This is a genomic window from Gammaproteobacteria bacterium (assembly GCA_036381015.1).
In the GTDB taxonomy this organism is placed as follows: Bacteria; Pseudomonadota; Gammaproteobacteria; order Steroidobacterales; family Rariloculaceae; genus ZC4RG20.
Genome location: DASVDR010000029.1, coordinates 51,130 through 69,142, shown reverse-complemented (window position 1 = coordinate 69,142; position 18,013 = coordinate 51,130). Strand labels below are relative to the sequence as shown.

Below are 18,013 nucleotides of genomic sequence, written 5' to 3'. Positions count from 1 at the left end.
GGCCGGCGTGCGCGCCGCTGGCGACCGACGCGGATCCGTCTCGAGCGCAAGGACGCGAGTCCGCGCGCCCCGCCGGCCGCCGCGCCGCCGTAATTCCCCACAATTCGTCCCGCACGACGCCCGAATTCGACCGCCGCTCGGCAGATCGCGCCTGCGGAATGACAACCTGGATTCCGCAAGGGAGGACATGCCGATGCTCCGGCTCCCGTCCATCGCCGCCCCCGCCGCGGCGCTGGTCCTCGCCCTCGTCGCGCATCGCGCGGCCGCCGCCGAGCTTCCGGCGGACATCGGCGCCGGCACGCTGCTGTTTCGATCCGAGGCCGGGTTCGACGTTTCCGCACCGCTGTCGACGGACGTCCGGATCGCGGTGACGGGCATCGTCGCGCGCGTGACCGTCGCGCAGCGTTTCCGCAACCTCGGCGACGGCTGGGCCGAGGCCGTTTACGCGTTCCCGCTGCCGGACGGCGCGGCCGTCGATCGGCTGCGGATGCGGATCGGCGATCGTCTGATCGAGGGCGAGATCCGCGAGAAGGAGCAGGCGGCGCGCGAGTACCGCGAGGCCCGTGACAGCGGTCGCCGCGCGAGCCTCGTGACGCAGACCGCACCGAGCCTGTTCACGACGCAGGTCGCGAACATCGGGCCCGGCGAGTCGACCGACATCATCATCGAATATCTCGACACGGCGCGATACGACGGCAGCGGGTTCAGCCTTCGCTTTCCGATGACGTTTACGCCCCGCTATGAGAACGGCGGAGCATCGGGCGCGAAGGCGTCGAACGCCGCGGCGGTCGCGGCTCCGTCGGACCCCTCGATCGGCTCTTCCGCGGGCCCGGCCGCATCCGCAGGCGTTGCGGCGGAAGCGGCGCTGCACGTCTCGCTGACGCCCGGCCTGCCGGTCGCCGAGATCGAGAGCCTTCATCACGAGATCCGTGCGACCGCCGACGGCTCGGGATACGAAATCGAAACGGCGAGCCCGACCGTGCCAATGGACCGCGACTTCGTGATCGCGTGGCGTCCGCGCGCGAGCAGCGCGCCCACCGCCGCCGCGCTGACCGAAACGCGCGGCGACACGACGTACGCGCTGCTGATGGTCGTCCCGCCGGCCGAGACGCACCTGTACCGCGCGCAGCCCCGCGAGCTGATCTACGTCGTCGACACGTCGGGCTCGATGCACGGCGCATCGATCCAGCAGGCGAAGCTCGCACTGGGCGACGCGCTCGGCAGGCTGACCGGCGTCGATCGCTTCAACGTCATTCAGTTCAACTCGACGACCTCGAGCCTTTACCCGTCGCCGCGGCCGGTCACGCCCGAGACGCTCGCGCAGGCGCGGCACTACGTCGCGACGCTCGGCGCCGACGGCGGCACCGAGATGGCACCGGCGATCCACGCCGCGTTGGCGCAGCCGGCGGCGCCCGGGTATCTCCGCCAGGTCGTGTTCCTGACCGACGGCGCCGTCCAAAACGAGACCGAGCTCTTCGCCGCGATCCGGCAGCGCCTCGGCGACGCGCGGCTCTTCACGATCGGCATCGGCGCCGCACCGAACTCGCACTTCATGCGCAAGGCCGCGCAGTTCGGCCGCGGCACGTACACGCACATCGGCGACGCCGGCGCCGTGGCGGAGCGCATGCAGGCGCTGTTCACGAAGCTCGAGCGCGTCGCGCTCGCCGACGTGCTCGTGGATTGGCCGAATGCCGTCGAGCTCTATCCGCCGCGCGTGCCGGATCTTTACGCGGGCGAGCCGGTCGTGGTCACGGCGAGCTTCCCGCGGGGCGACGGGCCGATCGCAATCGAGGTTTTCGGGCGCCTCGCGGGCTCGCCGTGGTCGCAATCCGTCGAAGCGAAGCCTGCGCCCTCGCCCGGCATCGCCGCGCTGTGGGCGCGGCGCAAGATCGAGCACGCGCTCGACAGTCGCGTCGAGGGCGTGAGCGAGAGCGTGATCCGCAGCGTCGTCGTCGAGACGGCGCTCGAGCACGGGCTCGTGAGCCCCTACACGAGTCTCGTCGCCGTCGACAGGACGCCCGCGCGGTCGCGTGCCGCCGCGCTCGAGCGGCAGGCGGTCGGCAACATGGCGCCGGCCGGCACGTCGCTCGCGTATCTACCGGCGACGGCGACGCCGGCGGAGCTCTATCGCCGGCTCGGATGGCTCGCGATCGCCGCGGCGGCGCTGCTGCTCGGAACGTTGCGGCGGCGCTCGCGCTTCGTCGGAGCGCCGCGATGATCCGCAGGTTCGCACCGGCGTTCACGCCCTGGCGGGGAGCGGCCGTGACCGCGATGTTCGCGACCGGAGGTCTGCTGCTCTCGGCCGGCGCGTGGATCCCGGTGAAGGCGGAGGTGGCCCAATACCTGCTGAATCGCGCGTGGGCCGCCACGCAGGACGGTGCCGAGCGCGTCCGGCCGTGGCCGTGGGCCGATACGTGGCCGATCGCACGCCTGCATCTGCCGACCGCCGATGAGCCGCTCGTCGTGCTGGCCGGTGCATCCGCACGCAACCTCGCGTTCGGCCCTGTGCATCTCGAAGGAAGCGCGGAGCCCGGCACGGCCGGCGTCAGCATCATCGCCGGTCACCGCGACACACATTTCGCCGCGTTGCGCGAGCTTCACCCCGGCGACCGCCTTTATGTCGAATCCGCGAACGGCGGCGTCGCAGCGTACGTGGTCACCGCGGTCGACGTCGTCGATGCGGAGCGGGCGACACTTCGGACGCAGACGGACGAGTCCGTGCTCGCGCTCGTCACCTGCTGGCCGTTCGACGCCGTGACGCCGGGCGGCCCGATGCGCTACGTCGTCACGGCCGCGCGGGAAGCGGAGATGCCGCGCCCCGAGCTGGTCGCCCGCGCCGGAGGCTGACGAATAGTCGTTCCCCGGCGTCGGCGCTATACTCGATCCGCGCCCGCCAGAGGAGCAACCAAAATGTTCGCGCCGAGTCCGCTCGAGGATCTGATCCCGATCGTCGCCATCGTCTGCACCTTCGTGTTTCTGATGCGCCTCGCGAGGTTGAAGCACGCGCGGGCTCAGGACAGAGATCAGCCGACGCGCCGCGAGCTCGACGAGCTCAAGGAGCGGCTCGAGGATCGCGACCGCCACATTCGCACGCTCGAGGATCGCATTCGGGTGCTCGAGCGCATCGTCACCGACGAGTCGAGAAAGCTGAGCAGCGAGATCGAGCGGCTTCGAGCCTAGCGCTCAGCCCGAAGCACCGAGCGTCAAGGGCCCGTCCCGGGATCGAACATCGGCCGGACTTCCGACTCGCCCTCGAATTCCGGCCAATACTTTCGGTGCAGCTCCATGAGCTCGGTGGCGACCCGAACCGCCTCCTCCTTCGAGTCGGCGTTCAGGATCGCCCAGCCGCCGATGATCTCCTTGCTCTCCGCGAAGGGCCCGTCGGTCACCGTGATCTTCCCGTTCGCGAGCCGTACCCGCGCACCTTCCTTGCTCGGCAGCAATCCGCCGGTATCGACCAGCGTCCCGTTTTCGAAGGACCGCTGGATGAACTCGCCCATCGCCTCCATCAAGGCCTGGGGCGGGCCCGCCTCTCGATAGGATTCGGCGTGCCGGATGAACGTCAGGTACTTCATGAGCCGGTCTCCTGCTTGGCTTTCGACAATCAGTCGAACGAGCCCGCGGAAATTCGACACTCGAACTCGTAAGCGCGATGGTCCTTGTATTTAAGGAACCAGAGGATCGGCAAGCCCAAGTAGTACGCGCTCACGATGGCGCCGAGAGCAGGCCGCTCATTGCGGCGGAAGCTGTAGGATTTTTCCTCACAGCCCTCCTTGCGCAGCGTGACCTCCTGCCTGGTGAATGCCGGCTTTCGATCGGAGTAGTAGCCGTCGCCCGTGCCGACGTACTCGCCGTTGACGTAGATGCGGGCATCCGGATCGGACACGCGAATGCGGGTGCCGCTCGTGCAGCCGGCGAGCGCGATCACCGCCGCGGCGCTGACGAAGAGCTCGAGCTTGGCCATGTCGTTCCCCTGACGGACATCGGACTGACCTTAGCATCCGGCTACGAGATGAACTCACACTGAACAGCGCCGCCGAGGGCCGAGAGCGCGTCGAGCCGGAAGACGTGACGATCAATCGACAACGCTGAACGGCGACGCGATCTCGAAGAAGTCGCCGCGCATCATCACGGAGGGCGGAATCCCGAACATCTGGTAGAAGGTGCGGGTCAGGTGGGCCGCATCCGCGAAGTCGGACGCGTGGGCGGCGGCGCCGATCGTTCCTCCTTTGCCGATCGCCAGCATCGCCCGCGCGAGCTTGCGCCACAGCAGATAGTGCCGAAACGGCAGCCCGACCTGCTGCTTGAACAGATGCGCGAAACGGCCGGGCGACAGAAACGCGATGTTCGCGGCGTCCTCGAGCGACATTCGCAAATCCTCCGAGGCGCGGACCGCGTCGAGCACCCGGGTCACCCGCTTGTCGAGACGGCGCGCGGGCGGCGCGCCGGCGCAGAGCGACAGCACGCAATGGCGGATCAGCTCGCGGAGCTCCATGCTCTCGTACGGCCGCTCGAAGAACGTCCGGAGCGCGGAGATGCTGTCGTCGAGGCGCTCCTCGGGGACGACGACGATCTCTTCGGCCAATGCCGTCCGCAGCCAGACGCCCTCGCTCGATTCCGGATCGACGAACAGCATCGCACCGCTCGCGCCCTTGCCGTCGTAGGAGTGCCGCGCGTCCGGGCGGATGATCACACCGCGGCCGTCGCGCCAATCTCCGGTCGTGCCCTTGACCGCGACGTCGCCCTCGATCGCGATCACGATCTGGATCGCGTGATGCGCGTGCGGCGGCACGACGCCTTCGCTCTTTCCGAGCGCGAGAAATCCGCCGTCCCACAGGTACCAGCGCGGCGTCAGCATCCACCGCGACTCGCGTTGTCCGGATTCCTGCTGCGCGTCCCGCGGCATCGTCGTTACCACCTCACGATGATGCACGACATGGAGGGGTTGCAGCCATCCCCGGCCGAGCTCGATACAGCGCCTTTGGAACGACGAGCACGCCGCCCGCGACGATGCTTGCAGTGCGAGGCGACGAGCACTCGATAACGAGCTGCGCGCGACGAGGTTGCGGCGTCCCACGACCGAGATGCGCCGTCCGCTTTCGGGACGAATCGATTTGGGCGAAAAATCGGTCGAGAGCACCATGTCAAATAGAATCAAGCAATTGACTCGCACGCCGGCCTTGGCACATCGGTTGCTAAGGACTGCGCATCCCGGCGAGAGCGCGCCATGAACCTTTCCACGCCCGGTCCCGCCTGCCGCTGACGGTGCGACGGCTCCGAGCGAGCGGAGGAGCCTGCGCATGATTCACGTCCGCAATGCCGCTCGGCAGCTGACCCGCCATCCCGCGGTCTCGATCATCATCGTCGTCATGCTCGCCGTCGCGATCGGCGGCAGCACGGCGATCTTCTCGCTGTTTCACGAGTTGCTGCTGCGACCGCTGCCGGTCCCCGACCCCGAGCGGCTCGTGAACCTCGACGCGCCCGGTCCGAAGCCGGGCTCGACGAGCTGCGGCTGGGCCGGTGATTGCCAGTACGTCTTGAGCTATCCGATGTTTCGCGATCTCGAAGCGGGGCAGCGGGTCTTCAGCGGCATCGCCGCGCACCATGATTTCGACGCGAACCTGGCGCACGACGGCGCGACCGTCGCAGGCGGCGGACTGCTCGTATCCGGCGGCTACTTCAGCACGCTGAATCTTTCCCCCGCGCTCGGCCGACTGATCGGCCCGGGCGACGATGCGCGGATCGGCGCATCGCCGGTCGTCGTGCTGCGCTACGGATTCTGGCGCGATCAGCTCGGCGCGGACGAAAACGTGCTCGGACGCACGCTGACGGTCAACGGGCAGCCGCTCGAGATCATCGGCGTCGCTCCGGAAGGCTTCGACGGCACGACGATCGGCTTCCGGCCGGACGTGTTCGTGCCGCTCACGCTGCACGAGCTCATGCGGCCGACCGGTCGACCGGAGACCGAAAACCGCCGCGCGTACTGGCTCTACGCGTTCGCGCGCCTCGCGCCCGGCGTCTCCGTGCAAGAGGCTTCGGCCTCGATCAACGTTCTCTACAGCGGCATCCTCAACGACGTCGAGGCGCCGCTCCAGATCGGCCTGTCGAGCGAGGATCTCGAACGCTTTCGGAATCGGCGGCTCATCCTCGAACCCGGCGCTCGGGGGCAGAGCTGGGTACCGGAGGGCACCGCGCAGCCGTTCACGCTGCTGCTCGGCGTGACGGCGCTCGTCCTGCTCATCGTCTGCGCGAACGTCGCGAACCTCCTGCTCGCACGCGGCGTCGCGCGGTCCGGCGAGATGGCGATCCGCGCATCGATCGGCGCAGCGCGCCGCCACCTCGTCGCCCAGCTGCTGACGGAAGCCGGCGCGCTCGCCGTGATCGGCGGCGCGCTGAGCCTGCCGGTCGCCGCCGCGACGCTGCAGCTCGTCGCCGCGATTGCGCCGCCGGAAGCCGCGGGCATCGACTTCGAGCTCGACCGGGCGGCAATGCTGTTCGGCGCCGGCGTCGCGCTCGGCACGGTCCTGCTCTTCGGCTCGGTCCCGGCCCTGCGCGCCGCGCGCACGGATCCCGGCGCGGCGATCAAGGGCCGGTCGGCTCAGGCCGGCGCCGGGCGCGGCCTCGTGCGTTTCCGCGGCACGCTCGCGACGCTCGAGATCGGCCTCTCGATAGTGCTGCTCGTGCTCGCGGGCCTCTTCACGCAAAGCCTCATGAACATCGGGCGCATCGACTTGGGGCTCGATGTCGAGTCGGTCGTGACGTTCACGGTGTCGCCTCGATTGAACGGCTACGAACCCGAAAGAGTCATGGGCCTTTTCGACCGCATCGAGGAGGCGCTCGCGGCGCAGCCGGGCGTCACGTCCGTCGGCTCGTCGGCCGTGCCGCTCTTGACGAACAGCTCGAGGAACCCGGGCTTGAAGGTCGAAGGCTTCGACGCACCGTACGGCACGAACACGAATGCGGCGATGAACGAGGTGAGCCCCGGCTTCTTTGCAACCCTGTCGATCCCGTTCGTGGCCGGCCGGGGCTTCACCGACGCGGACCGGCTCCTCGCTCCGCGGGTGGCCGTGGTCAACGAAAGCTTCGTGCGCAAGTTCGGGCTCGGCGGGAACGCGCTCGGCTCACGCTTCGGTTTCGACTTCCCCGGTAGTCCGGCCCCGGACATCGAGATCGTCGGTGTGGTGCGCGATACGAAGTACAGCAAGGTCAAGGCGCCGATCCCGCCGCAGTTCTTCCTGCCGCGCCTTCAGAGCCTGGGGCTCGGCACGCTCACCTACTACGTGCGCGGCGCCGTCGAGCCGGCCGTGCTCATGGGGACGATTCGTCGCGTGGTCGCCGGCATCGATCCGAACCTGCCCGTCGACGACGTTGCGACGATGCAACGGCACGTGCGGGACAACGTGTTCCTCGATCGTTTCGTGAGCCTCTCGTCGGCGAGTCTCGCGGCGCTCGCGACTTTCCTCGCCGCGGTCGGGCTCTACGGGGTCTTGGCCTACAACGTCGCGCAGCGCACGCGCGAGCTCAGTCTGCGTATCGCGCTGGGCGCCGAGCCCGGACGATTGCGGCGCATGGTGCTGAAGCAGGTCGGCATCATGGGGCTCGTCGGCGGCACGCTCGGCCTCGCGGCCGCGCTCGGGCTCGGCCGAGCCGCCGAGGCGTTGCTGTACGGTGTTTCGGGATACGATCCGCGCGTGCTCGCGGCGGCCGCCGCCGTGCTCGCGGTTGTCGTGCTCGCGGCGAGCTACCTGCCCGCGCGACGGGCGTCCAATGTCGCACCGATGGAAGCGCTGCGCCACGAGTAGGCGACGGCCAAGCGGCGACGGCATGCGCTTCCATCGTCACCGACTCCGTCCAGACGGGGCCTCCCCCAAGGCCTTTGAATTCCCAACGGCTTGGTATAGGGTCATTCCCTGACCCGGCCCGTCGGCCGGCTTAACCCCGGGGGATCCAATGAGTGTGGTTTCACTGCGCGTCAACGGCGCCCTCCACGAGGTAGACGTCGAGGCGTCGACGCCCCTTCTATATGTGTTGCGCAACGATCTCGGGCTGCGCGGTCCGCGTTTCGGCTGCGGGCTCGCGCAGTGCGGCGCCTGCACCGTCATCATCGACGGCGTCGCCACACGCTCGTGCGTCACGCCCGTCGGGCAGGTCAACGGCGAGATCACCACGCTCGAAGGTCTCGCGAAGGACGGCAAGCTCCATCCGCTTCAGCAAGCGTGGATCGACGAGCAGGTGCCGCAGTGCGGCTACTGCCAGAACGGTCAGATCATGACGGCCAAGGCGCTGCTCGACCGGAATCCGAACCCCACGGACGCCGAGATTCGCGAGGGCATGGAAGGCGTGCTGTGCCGGTGCATGACCTATTACCGCATTCAGGCCGCGATCAAGCGCGTCGTGCGCAGCACCGCGGCGAGCGCAGAGGAGGCTTCCGCATGAGCACCGCACTCGCGCTTCCGGAAGCGGTCGAGGACGCGCTTCGACGCGTCAACCCGTCGCTTTCGCGCAGGAGCTTCCTCAAGTCTTCGGGCGCGGTGGTCGTGAGCGTCGGCATCGGCGCGATCCCCGGCGGTAACGTGCTCGCCCAAGCCGGAGGCCGGGGGCCGTATCCCGACCCCGACTTCCGTCAGCTCGACACGTGGATCGTGATCCATCCGGACAACACGGCGACCTTCTTCGTCGGCAAGACGGACGGCGGCCAAGGGACCGGCACCGCGTTCCGCCAAATGATGTGCGACGAGCTCGACATCGCCTACGACAAGACGCGCCTCGTCATGGGCCGCACCGACATGACGCCCGACCAGGGAGGCTCGGGCGGCTCCGACGCGATCGAGCGCGACGGCTGGCCGATGCGACGGGTAGCGGCCGAAGCGCGCCGCGTCTTGCTCGAGCTCGGCTCGGAGCACTTGGACGCGCCCGTCGCGGAGCTCACCGTGCGCGACGGCGTGATCTCGCCCGCATCCGATCCGTCGAGGTCGGTCACCTACGCCGAGCTCATCGGCGGGAAGCGGTTCGACGTTACGCTCACCGGGCGCGATATCGACGCGACGACGGGCGAGGCCGCGGTCAAGCCCGTCAACGAGCTGCGCGTCGTCGGTCAGTCCGTGCGACGCTACGACATTCCCGCGAAGGTCGACGGCTCGTTGACGTGGGCCGTGGACATGAAGCTGCCCGGCATGCTCCACGCGCGCAACGTGAGGCCGCCGTTCGCCGGCGCGCGGCTCCGCGGCATCGACGAGTCGTCGGTGGCCGACGTGCCGGGGTTCGTCAGAGTCGTGAGCCGCGGCAACTATGTGGCCGTGGTCTGCGAACGCGAGGAGCAGGCGATTCAGGCCGCGCGGCAGCTGAAGGTCGATTGGGCGCCGCCGGCCGAGGCGCCGTTCCCGTCCTCGGCCGGTCTGTTCGATTACATTCGCAACGCGACGCCCACATCGAGCCGCGGGCCCGAGGTCACGGGCGACCCGGACGCGGCGCTCGCGAGCGCGGCCACGGTCATCGAGGCCGACTACGAGGTGCCGTTCCAAGGCCACACCGCGATCGGCCCGGCACACGCGCTCGCCGATCCCTCGGACAATCAGCTCACGATCTACTCGAACGACATGAAGTCGTACGGCTTGCGGCGCGGCGTTGCGGAATTCCTGGGTCTGTCGCCCGAGCGCGTGCGCGTGATCTACATGGACGGTCCGCAGGTTTACGGCCGCACGGCCGCGGACGACGTCGGCTTCGAGGCCGCGTTCCTCGCGCACGAGCTCGGCCGGCCGGTCCGCGTGCAATGGATGCGGCACGAGGAGACTGCCTGGGATACGAAGGGGCCGGCCTACACGTTCAAGCTCCGCGGCGGGCTCGACGCCGAAGGCCGTCTCGTGGCGCTCGAGTACGAGGCGCGCGCGGTCGACTACAACCACATCGGGTACAACGAGCCCGACACGGTCCTGATCGCGCAGCTGATGGGCATCCGGCCCGACAAGCCGGCCGAAGGCCGCGCCGAGACGCCTTCCGTCCTCTACGCGATTCCCCATCGGCGCATCACGGCGCACGTCGTGGCGCTGCCTTTGATCTGGGAGACGCCGCTGCGCACCGGCAACCTGCGCGACCCGAACGGGCCGCAGGTGACGTTCGCGTTCGAGTCGTTCATCGACGAGCTCGCGGCAGCCGCCAAGGCCGATCCCGCGAAGTTCCGACTCGACATGATCGCCGCGAGCCCCGAGGACCGAGTCTTTCGGCGCGCGCGCTCGCTCGCCGCGCTGCGCGCGGCGCTCGAAGTCTACGGCTGGGACGAGCGGCCTTCGCCGAAGCCGCGAGATTCGGGCCCGATCCTGACGGGGCGCGGCCTCGCGTACACCTACCGAAGCAACACGGTCGTCGCCACGATCGCCGAAGTCGAGGTCAATCGCGAGACCGGCCGCGTCTGGGTCAAGCGCCTCGTGTGCGCTCACGATTGCGGCTTGGTCATCAACCCCGAGGGTCTACGGCGTACCGTCGAGTGCGGCATGTTGCACGGCTTGAGCCGTGCGCTGTGGGAAGAGGTGCAATTCGATACCGAGAAGGTCTTGAGCGTCGACTGGGCGACGCATCCGAGCTTGAGGCACTCCGATACGCCGGAAACGATCGACGTCGTTCTCGTGAACGGCGACCCGAACCCGAATCGTCCCGACCTGCCGCATTACGGCGCCGGGGAGGCGAGCCACAAGCCGGTGATCGCGGCGGTCGCTAATGCGATTCACGACGCAACCGGTGTTCGGCTGCGGCGGCCGCCTTTCCGGAAGGAACGCGTGCTCGCGGCGTTGCGGGCGGCGGAGGCATAGGCCCGGCAGTGCGGCGTCAGGCGAACTCCGAGGAGACCGACAGCGATACTCCGGCGAAAGCTCGATCTCGCTGCCGCTACGTCGATCGGTCCCTCAGCAGCCGCCGCAGAATCTTCCCGGACGCCGATTTCGGAATCGCGTCGACGAAGTCGACGCGCCGCACCTTCTTGTACGGAGCGACGCGCTCGGCCACGTAGCCCATGAGCTCGTCCGCCGTCGCCTCGCCCTTCCGCACGACGAACGCGCGCGGAACCTCGCCCGCGTGCTCGTCCGCGAGCGGCACGACGGCCGCGTCGGCGACGGCCGGGTGCGAGAGCAGCACCGCCTCGAGCTCCGCGGGCGGCACTTGGAGTCCCTTGTACTTGATGAGCTCCTTCAAGCGGTCGACGATGAAGAAGTGGCCGTCCTCGTCCGCGCGGCCGATGTCGCCGGTCCGGAGCCAGCCTGCGTCGTCGATCGTCGCGCGCGTCTCGTCGGGCCGATTGAAATAGCCGCGCATGACCTGCGGGCCGCGGACCCAGATCTCGCCGTCCTCGCCGGGCGGAACGTCGCGGCCGGTCTCCGGATCGACGACGCGGCATTCGGTGCTCGGCACGGGTGGACCGACGGAGCCGTGCTTGATCCTCGCCGGGTCGTCCGACGTGATGTGCGTCGCGGGGCTCGTTTCCGTGAGCCCGTAGCCCTGCTGGAGCACGCAGCCGAGCCGCGCGATGCATTGCTCGATGACGTTCGCGCCGAGCGGCGCGGCGCCCGAGAAGAGCTTGCGGATCGACGAGAAGTCGTGCGCCTCGACCGCGGGATGCTTCGCGAGCGCAACGACGAGCGGCGGCACGACGTGGAGCAGCGACGCGCGATGGCGTGCGACGAGATCGAGATAGGGCTCGAGCTCGAACTTCGGCATGATGACCAGGGTGGCGCCGGACCAGAGGCCGAGAAGCGCGATCGCCGTGAGCCCGTAGATATGGAAGAGCGGCAGGAACACGACGGTCAGATCCTCGTCGTGAACGTAGTGGCTCGCGCCGTCGGCCTGGAGCACGTTCGCGACGAGGTTGCGGTGCGTGAGCATGACGCCCTTGGGCAGGCCCGTCGTGCCGCTCGAGTACGGCATGGCGACGAGGTCGCCGGGTGCGATCGAGACCGACGGCGGCGCGCCGCGCGTCGCGGCGAGCACGTCGAAGCCGAGCGGGGAGCTGCCCGCTCGCAGCGTGCCCGAGCCCGGATCGTCGAACACGACGACGCGCTCGACGGCCGTGCCCGCGATCGCGTCGGCCCAAGTCGGCGCGAGCGCGGAGGATGTGAATAGGATCCGAGCCGCGGAGTCGCGGAGCTGCTTGCCGAGATCGTCCTTCGTGTAGAGCGGGCTTGCGGTCGTGAAGACGGCGCCGAGCCGGGCCGTGGCGAGCACGGCGACGAGGTACTCGGGCGTATTGGTCGAGAAAATCGCGCAGACGTCGCCCTTGCGGATGCCGTGCCGGGCGAGGCCGGCCGCAGTCCGCTCCACGATCTCGGGGAGCGCGGCGTACGAAATCGAGCGGCGCGTGACGGCGTCGACGAGCGCGGGCCGATCGCCCCTGGCGGCCGCGCGGGCGAGCACGAATTCCGCGAGCGGCACGGCCGGAATGTCGACCGGAGAATGCGGACTCGAGTAGATCATGGCTCGAACAAACGATACTCCACCGCGGCACCCGCCGCGACGAGGCAACCGGACCAAGCGTCGTGATCGAACGTAGCGACTCCCCTCGCCTTCGCCGCGAGCTCGGCGCTGCAGGCGCCGTGATGATGGGGCTCGGCGCGATGCTCGGGACCGGTATCTTCGTGAGCATCGGCCTCGGCGCGGGGCTTGCGGGTCCCGCCGTCCTGCTCGCCCTCGCCGTTGCGGCCGCGGTGGCGCTCGCGAACGGGCTCGCCAGCGCGCAGCTCGCCGCGGCTCATCCGGTGAGCGGCGGCACATACGAGTACGGCTACGTCTACCTGAGTCCCGCGGCCGGCTTCACGGCCGGCTGGGTGTTCCTGATCGCGAAGTCCGCCTCGGCCGCGACGGCCGCGCTCGGCTTCGCCGGCTATCTGCTGCACGCGGTCGGCTTCGGGCCGGCGTACCTCGTGCCCGTCGCGCTCGGCGCCGTGGCCCTCCTCACGGCCCTCGTGCTCACGGGCATCCGGCGCTCGAGCACGGCGAACGCCGCGATCGTCAGCGTGACGTTGCTGTCGTTGCTCTACTTCGTGCTCGCGGGGCTCCCGTCGATCGATGCCTCGCGCTTCGCTCCGTTCTTCGCCGCCGGCGCGGGCGCGCCTGCCGGCGACGCGAACGCCCGATCGGCGCTCGGCGCCTTCCTCGAGGCCACGGCGCTCACGTTCGTCGCTTACACGGGCTATGCACGCATTGCAACGCTCGGCGAGGAGGTCCGCGAGCCGCGCAAGACGATTCCGCGCGCGATCATCGCGACCGTCGCGCTCGTGATGGTGCTCTATCTCGCCGTTGCGGCTGTCGGCATCGGCGTCGCGGGCAGCGACGGGTTGCGGGCCGCGACCGATACCGAGAGCGCCACGCTCGCCGTCGTCGCGCAGCGGTTCGGCGTGCCGGGAGCACCCTTCGTGCTCGCCGCGGGCGCGATCACGGCGATGCTGAGCGTGCTGTTGAACTTGATTCTCGGCCTCTCGCGCGTCGTGCTCGCGATGGCGCGCCGCGGCGATCTCTTTCGCGTGCTCGGCAGGCTCGACGAGCGCCGCACGACGCCCTACTGGGCCGTGCTCGCCGTGGGCGCGGTGATCGCGGCGCTCGTCACGATCGGCAACGTGCGTACGACCTGGTCGTTCAGCGCGTTCGCGGTGCTGATCTACTACGCGTTGACGAATCTATCGGCGCTGCGGCTGCCGGCCGAGCAGCGGCTCTTCCCGCGCTGGGTCGCGGTTTTCGGATTCCTTGCGTGCCTCGGGCTCGCGTTTTGGGTCGAGCGCCGTGTCTGGCTCGTCGGCCTCGGTCTCGTTATCGTCGGTCTCGTCTGGCACGCGATCGCGCGGCGGAGGGCGCAGCCCTCGCCCTGACGCGGCCGCCGCGTCAGCCCGTAAGCAACCGCTCCCGCAGCAGCCGCAGATCGCTGCCCGCCGATCGATAGGCGATGTATCCATCGGGCCGCACGACATACTGAGCCGAATCCGTTTCATCGACGACGCCGAAGCGTGCCAGCAACCGGCCGGTCGGAGCGACGAGATCGCCCGGCGAAGGAACATGCACGAGGTGTCGGACGACGACGTGCCCCGCGGCGTCCCGCAGCGCCTCGACCTGCGCGGCGTCCCACGAGCCGCGATCTCCGCACAACAGCACGGCGAGATGCGCGCCGACGACTTCCTGCTGCAACCAAATTTCTCGCCCGTCGCAGGTCACCCGGGCGTCCGGCAGGCGTTCGCCGGGCCGCAGCGCGGAGTGTGCCGGTGGCTCGCCCTCGGCGACGGCCGGGCTCCCCCGATAATGAATGTCGAGCTCTGCAACGAAGCGAAACGCCTTCGCGCGCCACCGCTCCGATTGCATCACGCGCGGCAGCACGCGGGCGACGACGTTCCGACGCACCCACCGCGCCGCCCGACCCGCGGACATCAGTCGAACGAGCACGCCGAACGCCCGGTCCGTGGTCCGCAACAGGAACCGCCCTACCGGCCACCGCTCGGCCTCGTACGAATCGAGCAGCGTCTTCTCGGCGAGCCGCCGGCACACGAACGCGAGCTTCCAGCCGAGATTCCACGCGTCCTGAATTCCGGTATTCATTCCCTGTCCGCCGACGGGACTGTGGATATGGGCAGCATCGCCGGCCAGGAACACGCGATCCACACGGTAGTGTCGCGCCTGCCTGTGGTGCAGCTTGAAATGCGTGAGCCACGCCGGACTATGCACGCGCAATCCGCCGCCGGTCGCCCCATCGACTGCAGCCTGCAGCTCTTCGAGCGGCAGCGAATTCATCTTCAAGGCTTCCGCTGCATGGACCGGGCGTCGTCCGCTCTCGGCGGTGGCTTCCGCGAAGGTGATGATGCGCCACGTCGCCGGCACACGAAGCGGAAAGAAGAGCGCCACACCTTGCGGGCCGGCGGCGAAGGCATGCAGCGCGTCGGGCTCGAGCGCGCCCTCGACCTCGACGTCGCCGAGCAGAAAGTCCTGCAAGTAAGCCTCTCCTTGGAAAGGGACGCCGACCAGCTTTCGCACGGTGCTGTGCGCGCCGTCGCAGCCTACGACATAGCGCGCCGTCACCGCTTCCTCGCGGCCGTCGCGACGGCGCAGACGGCAATCCACGCCGTTCGCGCTTTGCCGCAACGCGGTGAGCTCCACTTCGCGTTCGATCGGAATGTCGTGCGCGTCGAGATACTCGCCGAGCACTGCTTCCGTCTCGGTTTGCGGGACGAACAGGACGAAAGGAAAGCGCGTATCCTCCGCGCCGAAGTCGCCGAGACGCACCTCCGCGGGCCGCTCCTGACCGAAATGCAGCAGCACGCGGGCGCTCGGATTGCCGCGGGAGACGAGCTTTGCACCGAGCCCGAGGCTTTCAAGGAGCTCGAGCGTCCTCGCCTGCACGGCCAATGCGCGCGACTCCTGTGCGCGATCGAGCGATTTGTCGACGAGGCGAAACCGAGCTCCGAATGCGCAAAGCTGCGCGGCGAGGGCAAGACCAGTAGGGCCCGCCCCGACGACGAGCACATCGAGCATCTCCTCGCTTTGGAAACGATGATGCATCATTGCGTTATCCCCCGCGTTTCATGCCGTCGTCGAACCGCGACGCGGTGACTCTTCTCTTCCGGCGCGTATGATGACGAGCGTCCGCTGCCTGATTCGATCTTTCGCATATCGACCGCAAGGAGCAAGCGTGGCGCACGATTTGGATACGACAGTGAGCGTCGTGAGGAGAGCGGCGCCGAATCTTCTTTCCCGTGCGAATGTCGTTGCCGCAGGCGTCGGCTTCAAGGTCACGGGAGGCCGGCGAACTTCCGATCTCGCGATCGTGTGCTCGGTGACGCAGAAGCTCGCCGAGGCGCAGCTTGCGCCCGCCGATCTCGTGCCTCGCACGTTCGACGGAATCCCCACCGACGTCGTGCAAACGGGGAGAATCCGCGCGCAGCAGTCACGCACCGCAAGGCACCGGCCGGCGCCGGGCGGTGTCAGCATCGGGCATCGCGACATCACGGCCGGAACGCTCGGATGTCTGGTGAGAAAGGACGGCGATGTGTTGATCCTCTCCAACAACCACGTTCTCGCCGACAGCAACGACGCCCGCCTGGGCGACGCGATCCTTCAGCCCGGTCCAATCGACGGCGGGCGATTTCCCGACGACCACATCGCGAACCTGGAGGCCTTCGTACCGATCAGCTTTGCACGCCCCGAGCCGGCGAGCGAGTGTGCAACCGGGCGCGTAGTCGTTGCCGCGTTGAACGCCGTCTGCGCCGGCATCTCGAGCAAGACGCGCTATCGGACCATTACTTTGCAAGCGCAGGAGAACCTCGTCGATGCGGCTCTCGCGAGGCCGCTGAACCCCGCCGACCTGTCGGACGAGATTCTCGAGATCGACACGATCGAAGGCGTGGCCGAAGCCGACCTCGGGACGACGGTGAAGAAGAGCGGCCGCACGACGGGGCTGACTACCGGCGAGATTCTCCAGGTGGCGGTGACCGTCGACGTCGGCTACGGCGGCGGACGCACCGCGCGCTTCGTCGATCAGCTTCTCGCGGGGCCGATGAGTCAGGGAGGGGACAGCGGATCGGCCATTCTGGATGACCAGAACCGTCTCGTCGGCCTGCTGTTTGCAGGGAGCGACAGCACGACTATCATCAATCGTATCAGCCATGTCTTCTCCGCCTTGGGCGTTCATAGGCGATGGTTCGAATAGCGGCCTTAACGTTGATCGTGATGATGTCCGCCACGGCTTGCGGCGAGGAGTCACCAGTGCAAGCTTCGATTCAAGACGTCAAGGCAAGGCACGAAGCGCGGCTCATGGCCACGCCCGGCGTCGTTTCCGTCGGCATCGGGCGCGACAGCGACGGCCGCCCCGTGATCGTCGTCGGAGTGGAACGCGAAGGGCCGGAAACACGCGAGAGCCTCCCCGAGACCCTCGACGGATATCCGGTGCAGACTCGAGTGGTGGGGAGGATCGAGGCGCAGTAACGCTGCAGGAGCACGCGCCATGTCACCGGCATCGATATGTAGTCATCTGAACGAGATCGAAACCGTCAAACGGAAGCAGCGTCATCAGTGCGACGAATGCGTGAAGACGGGAGACAGCTGGGTTCACCTGCGGACGTGCCAGACTTGCGGGCACACGCATTGTTGCGACAGCTCGATCAACCGCCATGCCACGCGGCATGCGCAAGCGACCGGGCACCCGGTCGTCGCTTCCGCGGAGCCCGGTGAGCGCTGGCTCTACTGTTATCCCGACAACTTGACCGTCGGCTACTGATTCACTGATCGAGCGGCCCCCCCGCCGCGCCCGTGAAGCTCTATCCCCTCCACCGGGCCGCCCTCATCCCGAGCGCCGCCGCTCCGACAACGAGCAGGAGGCCGATCAGCACGCCGCCGGGCGCGTCGTCGAGCTCGGAATAAACGATCAAGGCCCCGCCGAGAGCGGCCACCCCGGCAACGGCGAGAGCGGTGAAAAGGCCGGCGGCAGTGGATTTCATGAGGGTCTCCCGGGCGGAAGTCGTCAGAACGCCGTGGCCCGGCGTATGGTAAAGTACTTTACTGCGCAAAGACCATGCGCGCAACGGGTTCGAATTGGCACGTTTGATGCTGCGCCGATCCCGAAGGACGGGCTCGTTCGGAGGAGCATCGCAATGATCGCCCACACTACGCTGCCGGTCAGCGACTACGCCCGGTCGAAGGAGTTCTACGTCCGGGCACTGGCGCCGCTCGGCTACCGCAACAACATGGAATTCGGCGAGTCGGCCGGATTCAACGACGGCAAGAACACGGACTTCTGGATCACGAAGGAAGAGACCGTCGTCCCCACTCACGTCGCCTTCGAAGCGAGCGACCGCCAGCAGGTCGAGGCGTTCCATCAAGCTGCGCTCGCCGCGGGCGGCAAGGACAACGGCGCACCCGGGTACCGCGACTATTGGCCCGGCTACTATGCGGCTTTCGTGCTCGACGCGGACGGCAACAATATCGAGGCCGTGTGGTACGACTACAGCAACGCGAAGTGAGCGCCGTTCGGCGCAGCGTGCCCCGCCGGCATTGCGCT

Annotated in this window: 17 protein-coding genes; 11 read left to right on the top strand and 6 right to left on the bottom strand. The window is 68.5% G+C overall.

Annotated features, from left to right (window positions below; translation table 11 throughout):
- Window positions 1–193 precede the first annotated feature (193 nt).
- From VF329_10925 to VF329_10915, 3 genes are all read left to right on the top strand, one after another.
- Window positions 194–2,218 carry a marine proteobacterial sortase target protein gene (locus VF329_10925; GenBank protein HEX7081518.1) on the top strand — a complete coding sequence of 675 codons (2,025 nt, stop codon included), beginning with the start codon at window positions 194–196 and terminating at the stop codon, window positions 2,216–2,218.
- On the top strand, window positions 2,215–2,847 hold the full coding sequence (locus VF329_10920) for a class GN sortase (GenBank protein ID HEX7081517.1): 633 nt from the start codon (window positions 2,215–2,217) through the stop codon (window positions 2,845–2,847). The genes VF329_10925 and VF329_10920 overlap by 4 nt, the downstream gene beginning before the upstream one ends.
- Window positions 2,848–2,910: 63 nt before the next feature.
- The gene (locus VF329_10915) at window positions 2,911–3,180 is read left to right on the top strand and encodes a hypothetical protein (protein HEX7081516.1); all 270 of its coding nucleotides are present in this window, start codon (window positions 2,911–2,913) and stop codon (window positions 3,178–3,180) included.
- Window positions 3,181–3,203: 23 nt separating this feature from the next.
- Here VF329_10915 and VF329_10910 read toward each other — a convergent pair whose 3' ends face one another.
- The 3 genes from VF329_10910 to VF329_10900 form a co-directional block, all read right to left on the bottom strand.
- Entirely contained in the window at window positions 3,204–3,575 is a 372-nt protein-coding gene (locus VF329_10910; GenBank protein HEX7081515.1) for a YciI family protein, read from the bottom strand.
- Window positions 3,576–3,604: 29 nt separating this feature from the next.
- Window positions 3,605–3,964, bottom strand: a complete 360-nt coding sequence (locus tag VF329_10905) for a hypothetical protein (protein HEX7081514.1) — start codon at window positions 3,962–3,964, stop codon at window positions 3,605–3,607.
- Between the two features lie 111 nt (window positions 3,965–4,075).
- Entirely contained in the window at window positions 4,076–4,858 is a 783-nt protein-coding gene (locus tag VF329_10900; GenBank protein HEX7081513.1) for an AraC family transcriptional regulator, read from the bottom strand.
- Window positions 4,859–5,300: 442 nt separating this feature from the next.
- On the opposite strand from VF329_10900, the gene VF329_10895 reads away from it, so the two are divergent.
- The 3 genes from VF329_10895 to VF329_10885 all read left to right on the top strand — a co-directional run bounded on the left by VF329_10895 (window position 5,301) and on the right by VF329_10885 (window position 10,802).
- Window positions 5,301–7,802, top strand: coding sequence for an ABC transporter permease (locus tag VF329_10895; GenBank protein ID HEX7081512.1), 2,502 nt, complete (start codon window positions 5,301–5,303; stop codon window positions 7,800–7,802).
- A gap of 148 nt (window positions 7,803–7,950) precedes the next feature.
- Window positions 7,951–8,436, top strand: a complete 486-nt coding sequence (locus tag VF329_10890) for a (2Fe-2S)-binding protein (protein ID HEX7081511.1) — start codon at window positions 7,951–7,953, stop codon at window positions 8,434–8,436.
- The gene (locus tag VF329_10885; protein ID HEX7081510.1) at window positions 8,433–10,802 is read left to right on the top strand and encodes a molybdopterin cofactor-binding domain-containing protein; all 2,370 of its coding nucleotides are present in this window, start codon (window positions 8,433–8,435) and stop codon (window positions 10,800–10,802) included. The genes VF329_10890 and VF329_10885 overlap by 4 nt, the downstream gene beginning before the upstream one ends.
- Before the next feature lie 76 nt (window positions 10,803–10,878).
- Here VF329_10885 and VF329_10880 read toward each other — a convergent pair whose 3' ends face one another.
- Window positions 10,879–12,456 (bottom strand): 4-coumarate--CoA ligase family protein, encoded by a 1,578-nt coding sequence (locus VF329_10880; protein HEX7081509.1) that lies wholly within the window; start codon window positions 12,454–12,456, stop codon window positions 10,879–10,881.
- A 122-nt stretch (window positions 12,457–12,578) separates the two neighbouring features.
- On the opposite strand from VF329_10880, the gene VF329_10875 reads away from it, so the two are divergent.
- Window positions 12,579–13,844, top strand: coding sequence for an APC family permease (locus VF329_10875; protein HEX7081508.1), 1,266 nt, complete (start codon window positions 12,579–12,581; stop codon window positions 13,842–13,844).
- 13 nt (window positions 13,845–13,857) lie between these two features.
- Here the strand turns inward: VF329_10875 and VF329_10870 are convergent, their stop codons facing one another.
- Window positions 13,858–15,522 (bottom strand): FAD-dependent monooxygenase, encoded by a 1,665-nt coding sequence (locus tag VF329_10870; GenBank protein HEX7081507.1) that lies wholly within the window; start codon window positions 15,520–15,522, stop codon window positions 13,858–13,860.
- 127 nt (window positions 15,523–15,649) lie between these two features.
- Between VF329_10870 and VF329_10865 the strand changes: the two genes are divergently transcribed.
- Genes VF329_10865 through VF329_10855 form a run of 3 tightly spaced genes read left to right on the top strand, consistent with a single transcriptional unit; the run spans window position 15,650 to window position 17,233 of the window.
- On the top strand, window positions 15,650–16,666 hold the full coding sequence (locus VF329_10865; protein HEX7081506.1) for a hypothetical protein: 1,017 nt from the start codon (window positions 15,650–15,652) through the stop codon (window positions 16,664–16,666).
- A gap of 56 nt (window positions 16,667–16,722) precedes the next feature.
- Window positions 16,723–16,941, top strand: a complete 219-nt coding sequence (locus VF329_10860; protein HEX7081505.1) for a hypothetical protein — start codon at window positions 16,723–16,725, stop codon at window positions 16,939–16,941.
- 19 nt (window positions 16,942–16,960) lie between these two features.
- Entirely contained in the window at window positions 16,961–17,233 is a 273-nt protein-coding gene (locus VF329_10855; protein ID HEX7081504.1) for a UBP-type zinc finger domain-containing protein, read from the top strand.
- Between the two features lie 40 nt (window positions 17,234–17,273).
- Here the strand turns inward: VF329_10855 and VF329_10850 are convergent, their stop codons facing one another.
- Window positions 17,274–17,453, bottom strand: coding sequence for a hypothetical protein (locus VF329_10850; GenBank protein HEX7081503.1), 180 nt, complete (start codon window positions 17,451–17,453; stop codon window positions 17,274–17,276).
- Window positions 17,454–17,606: 153 nt separating this feature from the next.
- On the opposite strand from VF329_10850, the gene VF329_10845 reads away from it, so the two are divergent.
- Entirely contained in the window at window positions 17,607–17,975 is a 369-nt protein-coding gene (locus VF329_10845) for a VOC family protein (protein ID HEX7081502.1), read from the top strand.
- Window positions 17,976–18,013: the final 38 nt, after the last annotated feature.

Excerpts from the sequence above, each read along its gene's own strand:
- VF329_10890 (HEX7081511.1), top strand. The coding sequence starts at position 7,951 with ATGAGTGTGGTTTCACTGCGCGTCAACGGCGCCCTCCACGAGGTAGAC.
- VF329_10880 (HEX7081509.1), bottom strand. The coding sequence starts at position 12,456 with ATGATCTACTCGAGTCCGCATTCTCCGGTCGACATTCCGGCCGTGCCG.
- VF329_10895 (HEX7081512.1), top strand. The coding sequence starts at position 5,301 with ATGATTCACGTCCGCAATGCCGCTCGGCAGCTGACCCGCCATCCCGCG.
- VF329_10925 (HEX7081518.1), top strand. The coding sequence starts at position 194 with ATGCTCCGGCTCCCGTCCATCGCCGCCCCCGCCGCGGCGCTGGTCCTC.
- VF329_10900 (HEX7081513.1), bottom strand. The coding sequence starts at position 4,858 with ATGCTGACGCCGCGCTGGTACCTGTGGGACGGCGGATTTCTCGCGCTC.
- VF329_10845 (HEX7081502.1), top strand. The coding sequence starts at position 17,607 with ATGATCGCCCACACTACGCTGCCGGTCAGCGACTACGCCCGGTCGAAG.
- VF329_10915 (HEX7081516.1), top strand. The coding sequence starts at position 2,911 with ATGTTCGCGCCGAGTCCGCTCGAGGATCTGATCCCGATCGTCGCCATC.
- VF329_10905 (HEX7081514.1), bottom strand. The coding sequence starts at position 3,964 with ATGGCCAAGCTCGAGCTCTTCGTCAGCGCCGCGGCGGTGATCGCGCTC.
- VF329_10920 (HEX7081517.1), top strand. The coding sequence starts at position 2,215 with ATGATCCGCAGGTTCGCACCGGCGTTCACGCCCTGGCGGGGAGCGGCC.
- VF329_10870 (HEX7081507.1), bottom strand. The coding sequence starts at position 15,522 with ATGATGCATCATCGTTTCCAAAGCGAGGAGATGCTCGATGTGCTCGTC.
- VF329_10850 (HEX7081503.1), bottom strand. The coding sequence starts at position 17,453 with ATGAAATCCACTGCCGCCGGCCTTTTCACCGCTCTCGCCGTTGCCGGG.
- VF329_10910 (HEX7081515.1), bottom strand. The coding sequence starts at position 3,575 with ATGAAGTACCTGACGTTCATCCGGCACGCCGAATCCTATCGAGAGGCG.
- VF329_10855 (HEX7081504.1), top strand. The coding sequence starts at position 16,961 with ATGTCACCGGCATCGATATGTAGTCATCTGAACGAGATCGAAACCGTC.
- VF329_10885 (HEX7081510.1), top strand. The coding sequence starts at position 8,433 with ATGAGCACCGCACTCGCGCTTCCGGAAGCGGTCGAGGACGCGCTTCGA.
- VF329_10875 (HEX7081508.1), top strand. The coding sequence starts at position 12,579 with ATGATGGGGCTCGGCGCGATGCTCGGGACCGGTATCTTCGTGAGCATC.